Origin of the sequence: Streptomyces thermovulgaris, assembly GCF_002155915.1 — a bacterium.
In the GTDB taxonomy this organism is placed as follows: Bacteria; Actinomycetota; Actinomycetes; order Streptomycetales; family Streptomycetaceae; genus Streptomyces; species Streptomyces thermovulgaris.
The window spans coordinates 22966-41087 of the sequence record NZ_MUME01000252.1 but is presented as its reverse complement, the minus strand read 5'-3'; the positions used below and the strand labels follow the sequence as shown (position 1 = coordinate 41087).

The 18122-nt window shown below is 74.1% G+C and carries 16 protein-coding genes; 13 read left to right on the top strand and 3 right to left on the bottom strand.

The annotated features are described in order from the left end of the window. The 10 genes from CCN35_RS19750 to CCN35_RS19705 all read left to right on the top strand — a co-directional run. The coding region (locus CCN35_RS19750) for a class I SAM-dependent methyltransferase (protein WP_143631674.1) at nucleotides 1-437 on the top strand (437 nt) is incomplete at its 5' end. Between the two features lie 171 nt (nucleotides 438-608). Next, nucleotides 609-1448 (top strand): ABC transporter ATP-binding protein, encoded by an 840-nt coding sequence (locus CCN35_RS19745; RefSeq protein WP_067392613.1) that lies wholly within the window; start codon nucleotides 609-611, stop codon nucleotides 1446-1448. A 5-nt stretch (nucleotides 1449-1453) separates the two neighbouring features. Next, on the top strand, nucleotides 1454-4033 hold the full coding sequence (locus tag CCN35_RS19740; protein ID WP_086793763.1) for an FtsX-like permease family protein: 2580 nt from the start codon (nucleotides 1454-1456) through the stop codon (nucleotides 4031-4033). A gap of 137 nt (nucleotides 4034-4170) precedes the next feature. Next, entirely contained in the window at nucleotides 4171-4596 is a 426-nt protein-coding gene (locus CCN35_RS19735; protein ID WP_067392395.1) for a GNAT family N-acetyltransferase, read from the top strand. A 152-nt stretch (nucleotides 4597-4748) separates the two neighbouring features. Beyond that, a complete protein-coding gene (locus CCN35_RS19730; RefSeq protein WP_086793762.1) occupies nucleotides 4749-6125 on the top strand; it encodes a hemolysin family protein in 1377 nt (458 codons plus the stop codon). After that, on the top strand, nucleotides 6122-7135 hold the full coding sequence (locus CCN35_RS19725; RefSeq protein ID WP_067392401.1) for a hemolysin family protein: 1014 nt from the start codon (nucleotides 6122-6124) through the stop codon (nucleotides 7133-7135). The genes CCN35_RS19730 and CCN35_RS19725 overlap by 4 nt, the downstream gene beginning before the upstream one ends. 69 nt (nucleotides 7136-7204) lie before the next feature. Beyond that, nucleotides 7205-8023: an SGNH/GDSL hydrolase family protein gene (locus CCN35_RS19720; RefSeq protein ID WP_067392404.1), complete on the top strand. Its 819-nt coding sequence runs from the start codon at nucleotides 7205-7207 to the stop codon at nucleotides 8021-8023. Between the two features lie 59 nt (nucleotides 8024-8082). After that, nucleotides 8083-9525 carry an adenylosuccinate lyase gene (gene purB, locus CCN35_RS19715; RefSeq protein ID WP_067392407.1) on the top strand — a complete coding sequence of 481 codons (1443 nt, stop codon included), beginning with the start codon at nucleotides 8083-8085 and terminating at the stop codon, nucleotides 9523-9525. Beyond that, nucleotides 9522-10070: a G/U mismatch-specific DNA glycosylase gene (mug, locus tag CCN35_RS19710; protein ID WP_079129649.1), complete on the top strand. Its 549-nt coding sequence runs from the start codon at nucleotides 9522-9524 to the stop codon at nucleotides 10068-10070. The genes purB and mug overlap by 4 nt, the downstream gene beginning before the upstream one ends. A gap of 241 nt (nucleotides 10071-10311) precedes the next feature. Further along, nucleotides 10312-11469, top strand: coding sequence for an ROK family transcriptional regulator (locus tag CCN35_RS19705; protein ID WP_067392412.1), 1158 nt, complete (start codon nucleotides 10312-10314; stop codon nucleotides 11467-11469). Nucleotides 11470-11485: 16 nt separating this feature from the next. Here CCN35_RS19705 and CCN35_RS19700 read toward each other — a convergent pair whose 3' ends face one another. Both CCN35_RS19700 and CCN35_RS19695 read right to left on the bottom strand, forming a co-directional pair. After that, nucleotides 11486-12247 carry a GntR family transcriptional regulator gene (locus CCN35_RS19700; RefSeq protein ID WP_067392415.1) on the bottom strand — a complete coding sequence of 254 codons (762 nt, stop codon included), beginning with the start codon at nucleotides 12245-12247 and terminating at the stop codon, nucleotides 11486-11488. 264 nt (nucleotides 12248-12511) lie between these two features. Continuing rightward, nucleotides 12512-13396, bottom strand: a complete 885-nt coding sequence (locus CCN35_RS19695) for an RNA polymerase sigma-70 factor (RefSeq protein WP_086793760.1) — start codon at nucleotides 13394-13396, stop codon at nucleotides 12512-12514. 235 nt (nucleotides 13397-13631) lie between these two features. On the opposite strand from CCN35_RS19695, the gene CCN35_RS19690 reads away from it, so the two are divergent. Together CCN35_RS19690 and CCN35_RS19685 are read left to right on the top strand one after the other, a co-directional pair. After that, entirely contained in the window at nucleotides 13632-14465 is an 834-nt protein-coding gene (locus CCN35_RS19690; RefSeq protein ID WP_086793759.1) for an alpha/beta fold hydrolase, read from the top strand. 218 nt (nucleotides 14466-14683) lie between these two features. After that, nucleotides 14684-16150, top strand: a complete 1467-nt coding sequence (locus tag CCN35_RS19685; protein WP_201450840.1) for a GNAT family N-acetyltransferase — start codon at nucleotides 14684-14686, stop codon at nucleotides 16148-16150. Between the two features lie 134 nt (nucleotides 16151-16284). Here the strand turns inward: CCN35_RS19685 and CCN35_RS19680 are convergent, their stop codons facing one another. After that, a complete protein-coding gene (locus CCN35_RS19680; RefSeq protein WP_385880875.1) occupies nucleotides 16285-17511 on the bottom strand; it encodes a trans-sulfuration enzyme family protein in 1227 nt (408 codons plus the stop codon). Nucleotides 17512-17570: 59 nt separating this feature from the next. On the opposite strand from CCN35_RS19680, the gene CCN35_RS19675 reads away from it, so the two are divergent. Continuing rightward, nucleotides 17571-18077 carry an Lrp/AsnC family transcriptional regulator gene (locus CCN35_RS19675; RefSeq protein WP_067392427.1) on the top strand — a complete coding sequence of 169 codons (507 nt, stop codon included), beginning with the start codon at nucleotides 17571-17573 and terminating at the stop codon, nucleotides 18075-18077. Nucleotides 18078-18122: the final 45 nt, after the last annotated feature.

Sequence of the window (18122 nt, the reverse complement as noted above, 5' to 3'; positions counted from 1 at the left end):
GACCGGGACCCCGGCGCGCCGGGGTCCCGGTCGACGTGGTGCCGGGCTGCGCGGAGGCGCTGCCGGTGGAGAGCGAGGCGTTCGACGCCGTGGTGTTCTCGCTGGTGCTGTGCAGTGTGCGCGATCTGCCGCGCGCGCTCGCCGAGGCGCGGCGGGTGCTGCGGCCGGGCGGCGAGGTGCGGTTCTTCGAGCACGGCAGGGGCGGCGGCCGGGCGATGGTCCTCGTCCAGCGCGCCCTGGACCGCACGGTGTGGCCGCTGCTGGCCGGCGGCTGCCGTCTGTCCCGCGAACCGGTCGCCGCCCTGCGGGACGCCGGCTTCGCACTCGGCCCCTGCCGCCGGATGCTGGTGCCCGAGAAGGGGCCGGTCCTGCCCACCTCGTACTGCGTGCTGGGCACCGCCCGGCGTCCGCTCCCCGCCGGCCGCGAACGCCCCTGACACCGGCCCCGCGGAGGAACCGGCCCGTGGCGGGAGGCCCCCGCTCGGCCCAACGGGGGATACCGGCTGTGGCCCCGCTCACATTACGCTCGGCGGAGGACACCCGCATACGGCACATATGACATGTACGAGCGGGGACGTACCGGACGAAGCACTCCCAAGGAGGCCGCCGTGTCCACATCCGCTGCGGCGCCGGGCCGGGCGTCGGCCGACGGGATCGCGGCCCGCGCCCGGGGGCTGACCAAGAAGTACGGATCGGGCGGGACCGCCGTGCTCGCGCTGGACTCGGTGGACGTGGACATCGCCCGCGGCCGTTTCACCGCGGTCATGGGCCCCTCCGGTTCCGGGAAGTCCACGCTCATGCACTGTCTGGCGGGCCTCGACACCGTCTCGGCCGGCCGGGTCTGGATCGGCGACACCGAGATCACGGGGCTGAGGGACCGCGAGCTGACCCGGCTGCGGCGGGACCGGATCGGCTTCATGTTCCAGTCGTTCAACCTCGTCCCCACCCTCAACGCGCTGGAGAACATCACCCTCCCCATGGACATCGCCGGCCGGAGGCCCGACCAGGAGTGGCTGGACGAGGTCATCGACACCCTGGGGCTGAGGGACCGGCTCAAGCACCGTCCCTCCCAGCTCTCCGGCGGCCAGCAGCAGCGCGTGGCCTGCGCACGGGCGCTGGCCTCCCGGCCCGAGCTGATCTTCGCCGACGAGCCGACCGGCAACCTCGACTCCCGGGCCGGCCTGGAGCTGCTCGGCTTTCTGCGCGACGCCGTCGACAGTCTCGGGCAGACCGTCGTCATGGTCACCCACGACCCGGGCGCCGCCGCCCACTCCGACCTGGTGCTCTATCTCGCCGACGGGCGGGTCGTGGACGAGATGGAGCATCCGACCGCGGCGGCGGTCCTGGACCGCATGCGCCTGTTCGCCGGGAGCGGTCCGCGGCCCTCCGGCCCCCGGGCGGCCCGCGGTCCCCTCGACGAGGACGGCGTCGCCGTCGAGGGGGCCTGACTCCCGTGCTCAGGGCGACCCTGCGCAGTTTCCTCGCCCACAAGGGGCGGCTGCTGCTCTCCGCCCTGGCCGTCGTCCTGTCGGTGGCCTTCGTCGCGGGCAGCCTGATCTTCTCCGACACCGTCTCCCGCACCTTCGACCGGCTCTTCGCCTCCGCTTCCGCCGATGTGACGGTGGCGCCGCGGCAGGGTCTGCGGTCCGCCGTGCCGACCGGTGTCGTGCCCACCCTGCCCGCCTCCCTCGCCCGGCAGGTGGCCGAGGTCGACGGCGTCGCGGCGGCCCATGTGGACGTGGCCGTCCGCAACGCCACCGTCGTCGACAGCCGCAACAAACCGGTCGGTCCGACCACGGGCGCTCCGGCCGTCGTCTCGAACTGGCAGGTCACCGGCCACAGTCCGGTGCGGCTGACCTCCGGCCGCGCCCCGCGGGGCGACGGCGAGGCCCTGCTGGACGCCGACACGGCCCGGCACGCGCACGCGCGGATCGGGGACGAGCTGACCATCCGGGCTCAGCCGGGCACGTTCCGCGTGCGCATCGTCGGCCTCGCCACGTTCACCACCACCCATCCGGGCACGGCCCGGGTCTTCCTCGACACGCCCACCGCGCAGACCCGGCTGCTCGGCTCCGCGGACCGCGCGACGAGCATCTCGGTCGACGCGGCCGAGGGCGTGCCCCGCACCGAGCTCAAACGCCGGATCGGCCGGGCCCTCGGCACCGGCGGCCACGCCCTGACATACGACCTGAAAACCGCCGACGAGCAGGCCAAGTCCGCCGCCGAGAGCCTCGGCGGATTCCTCGGGATCGTCAAGTACGTCATGCTGGGATTCGCCGGGATCGCGGTTCTCGTCGGCATCTTCCTGATCGTCAACACCTTCGCCATGCTGATCGCCCAGCGCACCCGTGAGCTGGGTCTGCTGCGCGCCCTGGGCGCCGACCGGCGGCAGGTGCGCCGCTCGGTGCTGATGGAGGCGGCGCTGCTCGGGCTGGCCGGCTCCACGCTGGGCCTGGCGGCCGGGATCGGCATGGCCGCCGGTCTGCTCCGGCTCATGAGCGCCTTCCGGGTGAATCTGCGGACCGCGGAGCTGGTCGTCGGCTGGGGCACGCCCGTCGCCGCGTACGCCGTGGGCATCGGCATCACCCTGGTGGCGGCCTGCCTCCCGGCCCGCCGCGCCGCGGCCGTGTCGCCCATGGCGGCCCTGACGGACGTCGAGACCGCCGGTGCGGAACGGCCGCTGCGGGGGCGCGCGGTGGCGGGCGCGCTGGTGGGGGCGGCCGGCGCGGCCGCGCTCGCGGGCTGCGCCGTCGTGCACCGCACCGCGACCGCCGTCTCGCTGCTGGGCGCCGGTGTCGTCCTCACCCTGGTCGCGACCGTCACCGCGGGCCCTTTGCTGGTGCGCCCGCTGATCCGGGTGCTGGGCGGGGCGTTCCCGGCGCTGTTCGGCCCCATCGGGCGGATGAGCCAGCGCAACGCGCTGCGCAATCCGCGCCGCACCGGCGCCACCGCGTCCGCCCTGATGGTGGGCCTGGCCCTGGTCGGCGGGATGTCGGTGGCCGGCGCCTCCCTGGCCCGGTCCGTCGACCACCAGATCGAGAAGACGCTCGGTGCCGACTTCGTCGTGCAGAATCGTTATTTCCAGCCGTTCCCGCCGGAGGTCACGGACAGGGTCCGGAACACTCCCGGTGTCGGCACCGTGGTACGGCAGCGGTTCGCGGCCGTCGCGGTGACGCTGCCGGACGGCAGGCGGGTGCGGACCACCGCCGCCGGCTACGACCCGCAGCTGGATGCCGTCGCCCACATCGACTACGTCCACGGCGGCACGGCGGCGGCGCTCGCCGACGGGCGCGTCGCCATGGACGCCGGATTCGCCGGCAAGCACGGGGTGCGGCCCGGCAGCGTCCTGCCCGTGGAGTTCGAGAGCGGGCGGCGGGCACGGCTCACCGTGGGCGCGCTGACCAACCAGGACATGGCCGAGGGGTTCGGCATCGAGGGCGGTGTGTACTTCGGCATCGGCACCCTGGAGAAGTACGTGCCCGGCACCCCGGACGCGGCGCTGTACGTGAACGCGGCTCCGGGCACGAGCCCCGACCGGCTGCGCTCCCAGCTGACGAAGGCCCTCGCCCCGTACCCCGATGCGCAGGTGCGCGACCAGGCGGACTACAAGGAGCTGGTCCACGACCAGATCGCGGTGCTGCTCCGCCTCGTGTACGCGCTGCTCGGCCTGGCCATCGTCATCGCGGTGCTCGGCGTGGTCAACACCCTGGCCCTGTCGGTGGTGGAGCGGACACGGGAGATCGGTCTGCTGCGGGCCATCGGGCTGACCCGGCGTCAGCTGCGGCGGATGATCCGGCTGGAGTCGGTGGTGATCGCGGTCTTCGGCGCGGTCCTCGGTCTGGCGCTGGGGCTGGTGTGGGGCGTGTGCGCCCAGCGGGTGCTGGCCCTGCGGGGCATCGGGTTGCTGACGATCCCCTGGAGCACGATCGTCACGGTGGTGGTCGGCGCGGCGGTCGTGGGCGTCGTCGCGGCCCTGCTGCCCGCACTGCGCGCCTCCCGCATGAACGTGCTGGCGGCGATCGCGCACGAGTAGCACGCAGGAGTTCCGGTGTGCGCCGGGGGCCGGGCCCGGCGCCGGGTGCGCACGGGCGGACCGCGAAGCGCCCGGCAGCCGGTGTCCGGATGCCGGAATTCCGCACCCCGCGCGCACGGACGTGCTGCGATCGGCGCATGGACGCTCTCCGTGTACGCCCCGCGACCCCCGACGGCATCGGCTCCGTGCCGGCCTTCCGGGGAACGGCCGCGAAGGGCACGAGCATCAGCGACGACCGGGACGGCGTGGCCCGGCTGATCGCCCGGGACCCGAAGGCCCTGCTGCCGGCGGAGCAGGACGGCGAGCCGGCCGGCACGGCCGGCGCGGGCTTCGACGGCCGGCGCTGTCATCTGTACCGGCCGGCCGTGCGCCCCGGCCGGCGACGGCGGGGCATCGGCTCGGCGCTGCCGAGGGCCGCCGAGCAACGGTTCGCGGGCCTCGGCGGGCGGCGCGCCGACGCCATGGTGCTCACCCGCGACGAGACCGCGCACCGCGCCTGGCGTGCGGCGGGCTACCGGCCCGAGGAGCAGTGGCGGCGCTGGGTGAGGCCCCTCGCGGACTGACCCCGCACCCTCTTTGCCCGTCCTTTACGATTGCAGGATCACTCGGTCCTCATGAAAGGTTGTGAGCGTCCGCCCATGGGCGAACCTCCTCGCGCGGCACGGCGCGCCCGTCCCTGCCCCGCACTGCTCGACCCCGGGTCGGGGGTGACCCGATGACCGAAGTGCTCCTGCTGCTGGTGGCAGTGGCGCTCTGCCTCGTCTGCGGTGCCTTCGTCGCGGCCGAGTTCTCGCTGACCACCGTCGACCGCGTCGCCCTGGAGCGGGCGGCCGAGCGCGGTGAGCGCGGCGCCGCGGGAGCCCTGAAGGCGGTACGGAACCTGACGTTCCAGCTTTCCGGGGCGCAGCTCGGCATCACCGTCACCAACCTGGTGGTCGGCATGCTCGCCGAACCGTCGATCGCCCGGCTGCTGGCGGGTCCGCTCCGGGGCATCGGCGTCTCCGGGGCCGCCGCGTCCTCGGTGGCCCTGGTCCTGGGCACGGCTGTGTCCACCGTGTTCCTGATGGTGGTGGGCGAGCTGGTGCCCAAGAACTGGGCGATCTCCTCACCGCTGGCGGTGGCCAAGCGGGTGGGCAATCTGCAGCGCTGGTTCAGCGCCGCCTTCCGCCCCTTCATCACCCATCTGAACGACACGGCGAACCACATGGTGCGCCGACTCGGGCTGGAGCCCTCCGAGGAGCTCGCCTCCGCGCGCAGCCCCCAGGAGCTCGCCGCCCTGGCCCGGCACTCCGCCAGGGAGGGCGCCCTGGAGGAGGACACCGCCGAGCTGTTCGTACGGACGCTCAACCTCGCCGACCTGACCGCGGAGAACGTGATGACCCCGCGTGTCCAGGTCGTCGCCCTCGACGCCCAGGCGACCTGCGAGGACGTGGCGAACGCGACCCGGGCGACCGGGCTGTCCCGCTTCCCGGTCTACCGCGACAGCCTCGACTCGGTCGTCGGCACCGCCCACATCAAGGACGTGCTGGCGCTGCCCGCGGAGCGCCGCACCCGGACACGGGTCTCCGAGATCATGCGCGAGCCGCTGCTGGTCCCCGAGTCGCTGACCGTCGACCGGCTGCTGGACCGGCTGTCCGGCACGCACACGATGGCGGTGGTCATCGACGAGTACGGCGGCACCGCGGGCGTGGTGACCCTGGAGGACATCGTCGAGGAGGTCGTCGGCGAGGTGAGCGACGAGCACGACCCGCTCGAGACGCCCGACCTCGCCCCGGCCGGGACCGACGAGGAGGGACGCACCCTGTACTCGGCGGACGGCTCCGCGCGCATGGACCAGCTCGCCCGGGTGGGGCTGCGGGTGCCGGAGGGGCCGTACGAGACGCTCGCCGGTCTTGTCGCCACCGAGCTCGGCCGGATCCCCGAGGCCGGTGACACCCTGCGGATCGCCGGCTGGCGGCTGGACGTGGTGGACGCGAGCGGACGCCGGGCCGCACGCGTGCTGCTGCACGCCCCGCCCCAGGAGGAGCAGGACGGCCGGCGGCACGGGGAGCGCGCGCACCACGAGCAGCACGAGAAGAGGGCCGGCCGATGACCGCCGTACAGATCCTGATCGGTCTGGCGACCCTGGTCGTCAACGCCTTCTTCGTGGGCGCCGAGTTCGCGCTGATCTCGGTGCGGCGCAGCCAGGTCGAGCCGTACGCCGAGGAGGGCGACCGGCGCGCCAGGAGCGTGCTGTGGGGCCTGGAGCACGTGTCCGCGCTGCTGGCGGCCGCACAGCTCGGCATCACCCTGTGCACCCTGGTCCTCGGTGTGGTCGCCGAGCCCGCGATCGCCCATCTGCTGGAGCCGGTGTTCCATGCGATGGGGCTGCCCTCGGGTGCGGGCCACGCGGTGTCGTTCGCGATCGCGCTGGCCCTGGCGACGTATCTGCACATGCTGCTCGGCGAGATGGTGCCGAAGAACATCGCGCTCGCGGAGCCGGTGCGCAGCGCGCTGCTGCTCGGCCCGCCGCTGGTCGCGCTCTCCCGGGCGCTGCGCCCGGTGATCTTCACGGTGAACTCGTTCGCGAACGGCCTGCTCAAGCTGCTGCGGGTGGAGCCCAAGAACGAGGTCGCGGCGACCTTCACGGACACCGAGCTGGCCGAGATCGTCAAGGACGCCACCGCGGCCGGCCTCCTCGACGACCGGGCGCAGGAGCGGCTGCACGACGCGCTGGAACTCGGCAGCCGGCCGGTGCGCGACGTCGTCCTTCCGCTGGAGCGCGTGGTGTACGCGAGCCTGGGCGTCACGCCCGCGCAGCTGGAGCAGCTGTCGGTCAAGACCGGCTTCTCCCGCTTCCCGGTGGTCGACGAAGGGCGCCGGATCGTCGGCTATCTGCACGTCAAGGACGCCCTGGACGCCCCCTCGGGCGACGAACCGTTCCGGCTGCGGGATCTGCGCCCCATCGCGCGGATCCGGGAGAGCACACCGCTGGACGACGTGCTCACCGCCATGCGGGGCAGCCGTACGCACCTGGCGGCGGTGATGGGGGAGGACGGACGGCTGGCGGGCCTGGTGACGATGGAGGACGTGCTGCGGGAGCTGTTCGGCCAGCGGACCTGAGCGGGGCCGCCCGGGCCGACCGACCGGGTGGTATGGCAGGTGGGGCGCCGGGATACCATCACTGCCGCCATGCAGACGAATCCCCCGTGCTCCCCCTCGTACTCCAGCCTGGTCGCGGTCGGCGACTCCTTCACCGAAGGCATGTCGGACCTGCTGCCCGACGGTTCCTACCGGGGCTGGGCCGATCTCCTCGCCGCCCGGATGGCCGCCCGCACCCCCGGGTTCCGGTACGCCAACCTCGCCGTGCGGGGCAAGCTCATCGGGCAGATCCTCGACGAGCAGGTGGAGGCGGCGGCGGCCATGCGGGCCGACGTGGTGACCCTGGTGGGCGGGCTGAACGACACCCTGCGCCCCCGGTGCGACATGGGCAGGGTGAGGGCCCTGCTGACCGAGGCGGTGGAGCGGCTGGCGCCGTCGTGCAAGCAGCTCGTGCTGATGCGCAGCCCCGCCCGGCGGGGTCCCGTCCTGGAGCGCTTCCGGCCGCGTCTGGAGGCGCTGTTCGCCTGTGTGGACGAGCTCGCCGAGCGGCACGGGGCGCTCGTCGTCGACCTGTACGGGGCGCCGTCGCTGAGCGACCCGCGGATGTGGGACGCGGACCGGCTGCACCTGACGGCGGAGGGCCACCGCCGGGTCGCGGAGGCGGTGTGGCAGACGCTCGGTCACGAGCCGGAGGACCCCGAGTGGCGCACGCCCCTGCCGCCGGCCCCGCGGCCGGGCTGGCTCACCCGCCGGATCGCGGACGCCCGCTTCGCCCGGCAGCACCTGCTGCCCTGGATAGGCAGACGGCTGACCGGCCGCTCCTCCGGCGACGGCCGCCCGCCCAAACGGCCCGAGCTGCTGCCCTGCACGGACCTGCTCCAGCAGACGGCCGACGCGGGGCTCTCGTAGGTTCCGACGAACACCCCCACGGCGCCGACCTGCATCAATCGCCAGTAGACTCTGCACACGTGACTTCAGCGCCCGCCAAGCCCCGCATCCCGAACGTCCTCGCCGGACGCTATGCCTCCGCCGAGCTCGCCACGCTCTGGTCGCCCGAGCAGAAGGTGAAGCTGGAGCGACAGCTCTGGCTCGCCGTGCTGCGGGCCCAGAAGGACCTCGGCGTCGAGGTCCCCGACGAGGCGATCGCCGACTACGAGCGGGTCCTCGACCAGGTGGACCTGGCCTCGATCGCGGACCGCGAGAGGGTCACGCGGCACGACGTGAAGGCGCGGATCGAGGAGTTCAACGCCCTGGCCGGGCACGAGCACGTGCACAAGGGCATGACCTCCCGCGATCTGACGGAGAACGTCGAGCAGCTGCAGATCCGGCGCTCGCTGGAGCTGATGCGGGACCGCACGGTGGCCGTCCTGGCCCGGCTGGGCAGGCTGGCCGCCGAGCACGGCGAGCTGGTCATGGCCGGACGCTCGCACAATGTCGCCGCGCAGGCGACCACCCTCGGCAAGCGTTTCGCGACCGCCGCGGACGAGCTGCTGGTGGCCTACGAGCGGCTCGAGGGCCTGCTGGGCCGCTACCCGCTGCGCGGCATCAAGGGACCGGTCGGCACGGCCCAGGACATGCTGGACCTGCTCGGCGGCGACGCGGACAGGCTCGCGGAGCTGGAGCGGCGCATCGCCCGGCACCTGGGCTTCTCGCAGACGTTCACCTCGGTCGGCCAGGTCTACCCGCGCTCGCTGGACTACGAGGTCGTCACCACGCTGGTGCAGCTGGCGGCGGCGCCCTCCTCGCTGGCGAAGACGATCCGGCTGATGGCCGGGCACGAGCTGGTCACCGAGGGCTTCAAGCCGGGGCAGGTCGGCTCCTCGGCGATGCCGCACAAGATGAACACCCGCTCCTGCGAGCGTGTGAACGGCCTGATGGTGATCCTGCGCGGCTACGCCTCGATGACCGGCGAGCTGGCGGGCGACCAGTGGAACGAGGGCGACGTGTCCTGCTCGGTGGTGCGCCGGGTCGCGCTGCCGGACGCGTTCTTCGCGCTGGACGGTCTGCTGGAGACGTTCCTGACGGTGCTCGACGAGTTCGGCGCCTTCCCCGCGGTGATCGCCCGCGAGCTGGACCGCTATCTGCCGTTCCTGGCCACGACCAAGGTGCTCATGGGCGCGGTGCGGGCCGGGGTCGGCCGTGAGATCGCCCATGAGGCGATCAAGGAGAACGCCGTCGCCACCGCGCTGGCGATGCGCGAGCAGGGGGCCGAGCGCAACGACCTGCTCGACAAGCTCGCCGCCGACGAGCGCCTTCCGCTCGACCGTGCGCAGCTGGAGGCGCTGATGGCGGACAGGCTGTCCTTCACCGGAGCGGCGGCCGACCAGGTCGGCGCGGTCGTGGGCCGGATCGAGGAGATCGTGAAGCAGCACCCGGAGGCCGCGGCCTACGTCCCGGGGGCGATCCTCTGACCCGTCCCACCCCGGCGGAGCTGGAGGCCGCCCGCGACCGCCTGGTGCCGGACGTCGTCGCGGACGGACTGCGGGTGCTGTTCTGCGGGATCAATCCCGGTCTGATGTCGGCCGCGACCGGCCACCACTTCGCCCGGCCGGGCAACCGGTTCTGGCCGGTGCTGTACCGCTCGGGCTTCACCCCGCGGCTGCTGAAGCCGTCGGAACAGGACGAGCTGCTGTCGTACGGGCTGGGCATCACGAACGTCGTGGCGCGGCCCACGGCCCGGGCCGAGGAGCTGACGGCCGAGGAGTACCGCGAGGGCGGGCGGCTGCTGGAGCTGAAGGTGGCACGGCTGCGGCCGAGGTGGCTGGCCGTGGTCGGGGTCACCGCCTACCGGGCGGCGTTCGGCGACCGCACGGCCCGTGTGGGGCCGCAGGAGCGGACGGTCGGCGGCACACGCGTGTGGGTGCTGCCCAATCCGAGCGGGCTGAACGCGCACTGGACGACCGGGACGATGGCGCAGGAGTTCGCACGGCTGAGGGCGGCCGCGGAGGAGTCGTAGCGGGAAGCCGCAGCGGATCGCGGCCGGGCCCGGCGCCCGGTGACCGGACCCCGTCCACGGCCTCTGCCCGTGCCGGTGCGCGGTCCGACGGACCGGCTGGCCCCGACATATGGCGACGCGTCAGCATTCCGCCCGCCCGCGGGGCGCCGGTCCGGGGGTGTCCGGCCGTTCCGGCACTCGCTGCCCCGGCCCGCGCCGAGTACGATCCGGCCAACACGCGCACGAGCTGGGAGGGCGGACGGTGGGGCAGCTGACCGGCGGGAGTCCCTCGTTGCTGCGAAGGATCAATTCCGCGGTGGTGCTGCGCGCGCTGCGCTCCACGGACTGTGCGACGCTCACGGAGATCACCCGGATGACCGGACTGTCCCGGCCGACGGTCGAGGGCGTCGTGGAGGATCTCGTCGCGGCGGGACTGGTCGCCGAGAAGGCGGCCGAGGAGGGCACCGCACGGCGGCAGGGGCGGCCCGCACGGCGGTTCCGCTTCCGGGCCGAGGCCGGGCATCTGCTGGGGCTGGAGATCGGCGTGCGCCGGGTGTCCGCGCTGCTGGCGGATCTCGACGGCCGTGTGGTGGGCTCCCAGACCAAGGGCGTGGAGGAGACGGCCGGGGCGGACGAGCGCCTGGAGCGGCTGCGCGCCGCGGTCACCGACCTGCTGCGCCGGACCGGTGTCCCGCGCAGCTCGCTGCGGGCCGTCGGGGTCGGGACGCCCGGCATCGTGGAGGCGGACGGCACCGTGCGGCTGAGCACCGCGCTGCCCGGGTGGACGGGGCTGCGCCTGGGCGAACGGCTCGGCCGTTCCTTCAAGTGCCCGGTGCTCGTGGAGAACGACGCGAACGCCGCGGCGGTCGCCGAGCACTGGAAGGGCGCCGCCACCGGGTCCGACGACGTGGTCTTCGTGCTGGCGGGGCTGAGCCCGGGCGCCGGCTCGCTGATCGGCGGGCGGCTGCACCGCGGGTACGGCGGGGCCGCCGGCGAGATCGGCGCGCTGCACCTGCTGGGCCGGGAGGAGGCGCCCGAGACCCTGCTGTCCACCACGGACCGGCCGCTGCACCCGCTGGACGAGCAGGCGGTGGCCGAGGTCTTCGCGCTGGCCCGCGAGGGCCACCGGCCGGCCCGTGCGGCCGTGGACCGTTTTCTGCGGCGGCTCGTCCACGACGTGGCGGCGCTCGTGCTGGCCCTGGACCCCGAGCTGGTGGTCGTCGGCGGCTGGGCGTCCGGTCTGGACGGCGTACTGGAGCCGTTGCGGCGCGAGCTGACCCGCTACTGTCTGCGGCCGCCCCGGGTGGCCCTTTCGGTGCTCGGCGAGGCGGCCGTGGCGACGGGCGCGCTGCGGCTGGCCCTCGACCATGTCGAGGAGCAGCTGTTCGCGGTGGAGGGCACGGTGACGGCCCGCCGCTGAGGGCGGTGCCGGGGCTTCAGGAGGCCCGGCGCTCCGGCCCGTGGTGGATCTCCACTCCGCCGAGGTCCCCGAAGGTCAGCCGGCAGGTGTCCGCGCGGTAGGTGGCGACGGAGATCGCGGCGGTGCGCCTCCGGGCGACGAAGCGGGTGGTGACGACGAGGACGGGTGCACCGGGCAGCCGGTCGAGCTCCTTGGCGTCCTCCGCGCGGGCCGAGCCCAGCTCGACGGAGCGCTCCTGGCCCTCCAGCTCCAGACGCTGCAGCTCGCGCAGCACGGCACGCGCGCGGGCGGGCCCGGACGGTGCGTCGATCGCGGTCAGGTCGGGCACGGAGGCGGCCGGGATGTAGAGCCGTTCGGCGGCGACCTGCTGGCCGTGGCTCCTGCGCGACCGGCGCACGATGTGCACGGCCTCCTCCCGGCCGCTTTCCAGGGCATCGGCGATCGCGGCGGGCGGGACCGCGTGGGTGCAGTCCACGATCTGCCAGGCGTCGTCGGCCGTCCCGGGCCACTCGTGCCGCTCGGTGCCGACGGCCACGCCCACGCGCGGGGGTGCGACGGTCGTGCCGACGCCGCGGCGGCGCTGCAGCCGTCCCTCCAGCTCCAGCTGTTCCAGGGCCTGGCGGAGCGTGGCCCGGGCCACGCCGAAGCGGGCGGCGAGCTCCCGCTCGTTGGGCAGGACTTCGCCCACCGAGAACTCGGAGTCAAGTGCCTCGCTGAGCACGTTCTTGAGATGCCAGTACTTCGGCTCCGGCACCGTTTCCAGCTGCGTGGTCCCCACCCTGTCCTCCGCATTCGCCGTGGTCCGCCGGCGTTTTGGCGCGCTTATTTATTAAAGGTTGTTGTACTTGTCTGCGACCTTATGGCGGCCTTTACCCTTGGTCAAGACCAATCGTCGGTCCGGCGGGCGGCGCACGGGCGCGTGCCGCGGGGCGTTCACGAACTGTTCGTACCGAGGGCGCACACGGGGCCGCCGCACGGCCCCCGTCGCGGGGACGCGGGCCGTGCGGCGGCCGGGCGGACGGTTCCGGGGCGGGCGGACGGCTCAGGCCCCGGCCAGGGTCCGCAGTTTGTCGGGGTTGCGGATGATGTAGACGCACTGGATGCGCCCGTCGGCGACGTCCAGCTGGAAGAGGCTGTCGGGTCTGCCGCCGGACAGGGCCAGCAGCGCGGGCCCGCCGTTGACCTCCAGGAAGCGCACGGACAGGTCGGGGATGCCCTGCCGTGCCACGCCGGCCAGGAAGCGGCCGACCTTGTCGGCGCTGTGCAGGATCCGCAGCGGCGCCCTGGCCTTGCCGCCGCTGTCGCCCACCAGCCGGACGTCCGGCGCGAGCAGCTCCATCAGCGCCTTCAGGTCGCCGCCCGCCGCCGCGGCCAGGAAACGCTCGGTCAGGTCGCGCCGCTGGACGGGGTCGACCTCGTAGCGGGGCCGCCGCTCCTCGACGTGCCTGCGGGCCCGCCCGGCCAGCTGGCGCACCGCGGACTCGCTGCGGCCGAGCAGGCCGGCGATCTCCGCGTACGGGTAGCCGAAGGCCTCCCTCAGGACGAACACCGCGCGCTCCAGCGGCGACAGCGTCTCCAGGACGACCAGCACGGCCAGGGACACGGAGTCGGCGAGCACGGCCCGTTCCTCCGCGTCCGCGGCGGTCCCGGCGAGGTCGGTGACCAGCGGTTCGGGCAGCCATGGGCCGGTGTACGCCTCGCCGCGCGCCTTGATCTGGCGGAGCCGGTCGACGGCGAGACGGGTGGTGATGCGCACCAGGTATCCGCGCGGGTCGCGCACGGCGGCGCGGTCGGCACCGGACCAGCGCAGCCAGGCCTCCTGGAGGACGTCCTCGGCGTCGGCCACCCGGCCGAGCATGCGGTAGGCGACCCCCATGAGGACGGGGCGGTGCTCCTCGAAGACATCGGTCTCCGTCTCGGTGCTCACGCCCCCATCCCAGCCGACACCCGCGGCCGTGTCCAGCCGCCGTGCCCCAAAGGCGCGAAAGGGTGCGGCGGACGGTGCGGCCGGCGGCCCCGGGCGGCCGGAGGTCCTCCCGGGGCCGTCCGTGTGCTCTCCCGGCGCCACCCGTACGGATCCCTTCCAGGGGCTACCCGTGGGTAGTAATTGCTGACAAGCTGTCTACCCGTCGTTCGTCAGCGATTTCCGACGAGGAGCGCCCATGTCCGCCACCGTCTCCTTCAAGGTCCCCTCCGCACAGGGCCCGCGGGCCGTGACCCTCTCCTACGCGCGCGTGGGCAGCGGCGAGCCCCTGCTCCTGCTGCACGGCATCGGGCACCACCGGCAGGCCTGGGACCCGGTGATCCATCTGCTCGCCGCCGAACGCGATGTGATCGCCGTGGACCTGCCGGGCTTCGGCGTCTCCCCCGCGCTGCCCGACGGCCTGCGCCACGACCTGCCCACGATGAACGCCACGCTGGGCGCCCTGTGCGAGGCGCTGGAGATCGAACGCCCCCATGTGGCGGGCAACTCCCTGGGCGGTCTGCTGGCCCTGGAGCTGGGCCGCGAGAAGCTCGTACGGTCCGTCACGGCCCTGTCCCCGGCCGGGTTCTGGACCCAGGCCGAGCGGCGCTACGCGTTCACCGTGCTGCGGACGATGCGCGGCCTCGCGCGGCGCATGTCGCCGGAGCTGGTCGAGCGGCTCTCCCGCACGGCGGCCGGCCGTACCGCCCTGACCGGCACCATCTACGCACGGCCCGCCCGCCGCTCGCCCGAGGCCGTGGTCGCCGAGGCACGGGCCCTGGCACAGGCCGTCGGCTTCGAGGACACCCTCCGGGCGGGCACAAACGTCCAATTCACCGACGACGTCCCCGGCATTCCCGTCACCGTGGCCTGGGGCACCAAGGACCGGCTGCTGATCCCCCGTCAGGGGGTGCGCGCCAAGCGGATCATCCCGCGGGCCCGTCTGGTGCGGCTGCCCGGCTGCGGACACGTCCCGATGAGCGACGATCCGGCCCTGGTCGCCCGGGTGATCCTCGACGGCAGCCGCTGCTGACCGCTCCCCGCACGGTACGGCAGCCGCCTGGCGCCGCCCGCGCGCGGCGCCGGAAGCGGCGCGTCGCCTGCCGGCGTTCACGGCCCCGGTGCACGGACGCGAGGCGATCACAGGGCACATGGACACAAGAAAAAGCCGTAAAACACACAAAGTGTGGCTTTACCCATCGGTCACAGAGCGTTCGTGATCACGCAACACCGTTCCCGCACCGTGGTGGCATGACTCAAGACAGGCCGAACACGACGCGGGCGGCTCACGGCCGTCCGGTGCACCACTGGAGGCGGGACGTCGTCGAGCTCGCCGCGCTCTTCACGGCGGTCGCCGTGGCCGATGGGGTGGCGAACCTGATCGGGCACCGGCCGAACGGGCCCGTCCTGCTGGTGCTCACGGCGCTCACGCTGGTCGCGACGGTGGCCTTTCACCTCTGGTGGGCACGGCGCCACGGTCACGCACCGCCCCGGGACGGCACCGCCGCCCGGCCGCCCGCCGTCGAGCGGCGGCGGTCCTCCCCGTCCGCCGTCCCCGCGGCGCCCGGGAGGGATCCGGTCCGCAGCACGCTGTGGCGGATGCGCACGACCGTACGGGACACGCCCGGTTCGCTGGCCGCGTTGTGCACGGCACTGGCCGCCCGCCATGTGGACATCCTCAGTCTGCAGACGCACCCGCTGGCCGAGGACACGGTGGACGAGTTCCTGCTGCGCGCGCCCGCCGGAGTCGAGGCGTCCGACATCACCCGGGCGGTCGCGGCGGCCGGCGGAACCGGCACCTGGATCGAACGGGCCGATGCGCACGACCTGGTCGACGCGCCGACGCGGATCCTGGGCCTGGCCACCCGCACGGCCCTGGACACGGCGGAACTCCCCCTGGCGCTGCGGCAGATGCTCGGGCGGTGCACCATCCGCTCGCTGCCGCCCGGAAGCGGCGGTGGTCCCGGCGAGGTGCCGGCCGAGGGTGTCCTCGAGGACACGGTGATGCGGCTGCGGGCGCCGGAGGGCGGAACGCTCACCGTGGAGCGGCCGTATCTGCCGTTCACCCCCACCGAGTTCGCGCGGGCGCGGGCGCTGGTGGAGCTGGACGCCCGGCTCGGACCGCGCGTCCCGCGCAGCCAGGACGTGCTGACGCTGCCCGAGGGCGACGCGATCACCGTGCGCAGGGCCGGCCCCGGCGACCTCGCGGCGGCCAGGGCGATGCACAAGCGCTGCTCCACGCGCACCCTCGGTCTGCGCTACCACGGGCCGGCCGGCGACGCCGACCGCTACCTCGGCCATCTGCTCAGCCCGCGGTTCGGACGGACCCTCGCCGCGCAGACCGACTCCGGGCGGATCATCGGCCTCGGCCATCTGCTCTGGGACGGCGACGAGACGGAGGTCGCGCTGCTCGTCGAGGACGAGTGGCAGCGGCGCGGCATCGGCTCCGAACTGCTGCGCCGGCTGGTGGCCATGGCCGTCGAGGCCGGCTGCGCGAGCGTGTACGCCGTGACGCAGCCGTCCAACACCGGCATGGTCGCCGCCATGCGCGGCCTCGGTCTGCCGCTCGACTTCCAGGCCGAGGAGGGCACCCTGGTCGTCACGGCCCGTCTGGACGCCACCCCGGTGTCCTCCCGGCTGCCGTACGACACCGGCCCCGAGGAGCGCGCGACGCACCAGGAGCGCGGGGAGCACGAGGAACCCCGGCTGCGGGGCTGATCCCCGGTGATCCGCGGCCGTGCCCGGGGCCGTCCTCCCGGGCGTGCGGTCCGGCTCCCGGGGCGTCTCACGGCGTGCGGCCCCATTCGGGCGTGCGGCCCCATTCGCCGGGCCGCACGCCGTTTTGGGCCCGCTCAGCCCTTCGCCTCGTGCAGGCCCTTCACCCGCGGCGCGCCCGGCCGCTTCCCCAGCGCCCGGTCCAGGTCGGCCCACAGGTCCTCGACGTCCTCCAGGCCCACCGACATCCGCAGCAGCCGGTCGCCGACCCCGGCGCCCCGCCGGTCGTCCTCGTCGACGATGCGGTGGCTGATGGACGCCGGGTGCTGGATCAGCGTGTCGACACTGCCGAGACTCACGGCCGGCGTGATCAGCTCGACGCCGCCGATCACGGCGTGCGGATCGCCGTGCACCTCGAAGGAGACCATCGCGCCGCCGATCGACGGGTAGTGCACCCGGGCGACACGCGGGTCGTCCGCGAGGCGGGCGGCGAGCTCCGCGGCGGTGGCGGAGGCGGCCCGCACCCGGACCGGCAGCGTGGACAGACCGCGCAGCAGCAGGTATCCGGCCAGCGGATGCAGCACTCCGCCGGTGGCGAACCGTATCCGGCGCAGCCGCCCGGCCAGTTCCTCGTCGCAGGCCACCACACCGGCCATCACGTCGCCGTGCCCGCCCAGGTACTTGGTGGCGCTGTGCAGCACCAGGCGCGCGCCCTGCCCGGCCGGGCGCTGCAGCACGGGCGTGGCGAAGGTGTTGTCGACGAGAAGCGGGACGGAACCGCAGGCGTGGGCCACGGCCCGCAGGTCCACCTCGGCCAGCGTGGGGTTCGCCGGCGTCTCGACCATGACCAGTCCGGTGTCCGGGCGCAGCGCGTCCGCGACCCCGGCCGGGTCGGTCCAGGTCACCTCGGTGCCGAGCAGCCCGGAGGTGAGCAGGTGGTCGCTGCATCCGTACAGGGGGCGGACGGCGACGACGTGCCGCAGTCCCTCCGTGGCCCGGGCGAGGAGGACCGCGCTGAGCGCGGCCATGCCGCTGGCGAACGCGACCGCGGCCTCGGTGCCCTCCAGCCGGGCCAGCGCGGTCTCGAAGCGGGCGACGGTCGGGTTGCCGAGCCGGCCGTAGATCGGGGCGTCGTCGAGTGCGGCGCCGTCGGCGGCGAAGGCGTCGATGCGGGCCGCCTCGGCGCGGCTGTCGTGGCAGGGGTAGGTGGTGGACAGGTCGATCGGAGGGGCGTGCAGTCCCTGCCGGGCCAGGTCGTCACGGCCGGCGTGCACGGCCTCGGTGGCCAGTGCTCTGGATGCTCTGGGGGCGGTGCGTACGTCCTCGTACGCGGGCGTGTGCGCGGAATCCAGGGGCGTGTCCATGACGGAAGGGTGAACACGAGCCGAGGGACGGGAAGGGATGGCCGTGTTACGTTCGCCCCATGGCCGAATCTGTCGTACTGGATCCGGTGGATCTTCATCTGCTGCGGCTGCTGCAGAACGACGCCCGGACCACCTACCGCGACCTCGCCGCGCAGGTCGGCGTCGCCCCCTCGACCTGTCTGGACCGGGTGAACCGGCTGCGCCGCTCGGGGGTGATCCTCGGCCACCGGCTGCGGATCGATCCCGCCAAGCTGGGCCGGGGGCTGCAGGCGCTGCTGTCGGTGCAGGTCAGGCCGCACCGCCGGGAGCTGGTGGGGCCGTTCGTGGAGCGGATCCGGGCCCTGCCGGAGTCGCTGACCGTGTTTCATCTGACCGGTCCGGACGACTATCTGGTCCATGTCGCGGTCGCCGACATGGCCGATCTGCAGCGGCTGGTCCTGGACGAGTTCACGGCCCGGCGGGAGGTGGCCCGGGTGGAGACCCGGCTGATCTTCCAGCAGTGGGACTGCGGTCCCCTGCTGCCGCCCGGCGCCGCGACGGCCACGCCCTCAGCGAAATCGGGCTGATTCCGGCCCGGGGGCCGCACCGCCGGGCTGACGGAAGCCTCCTGT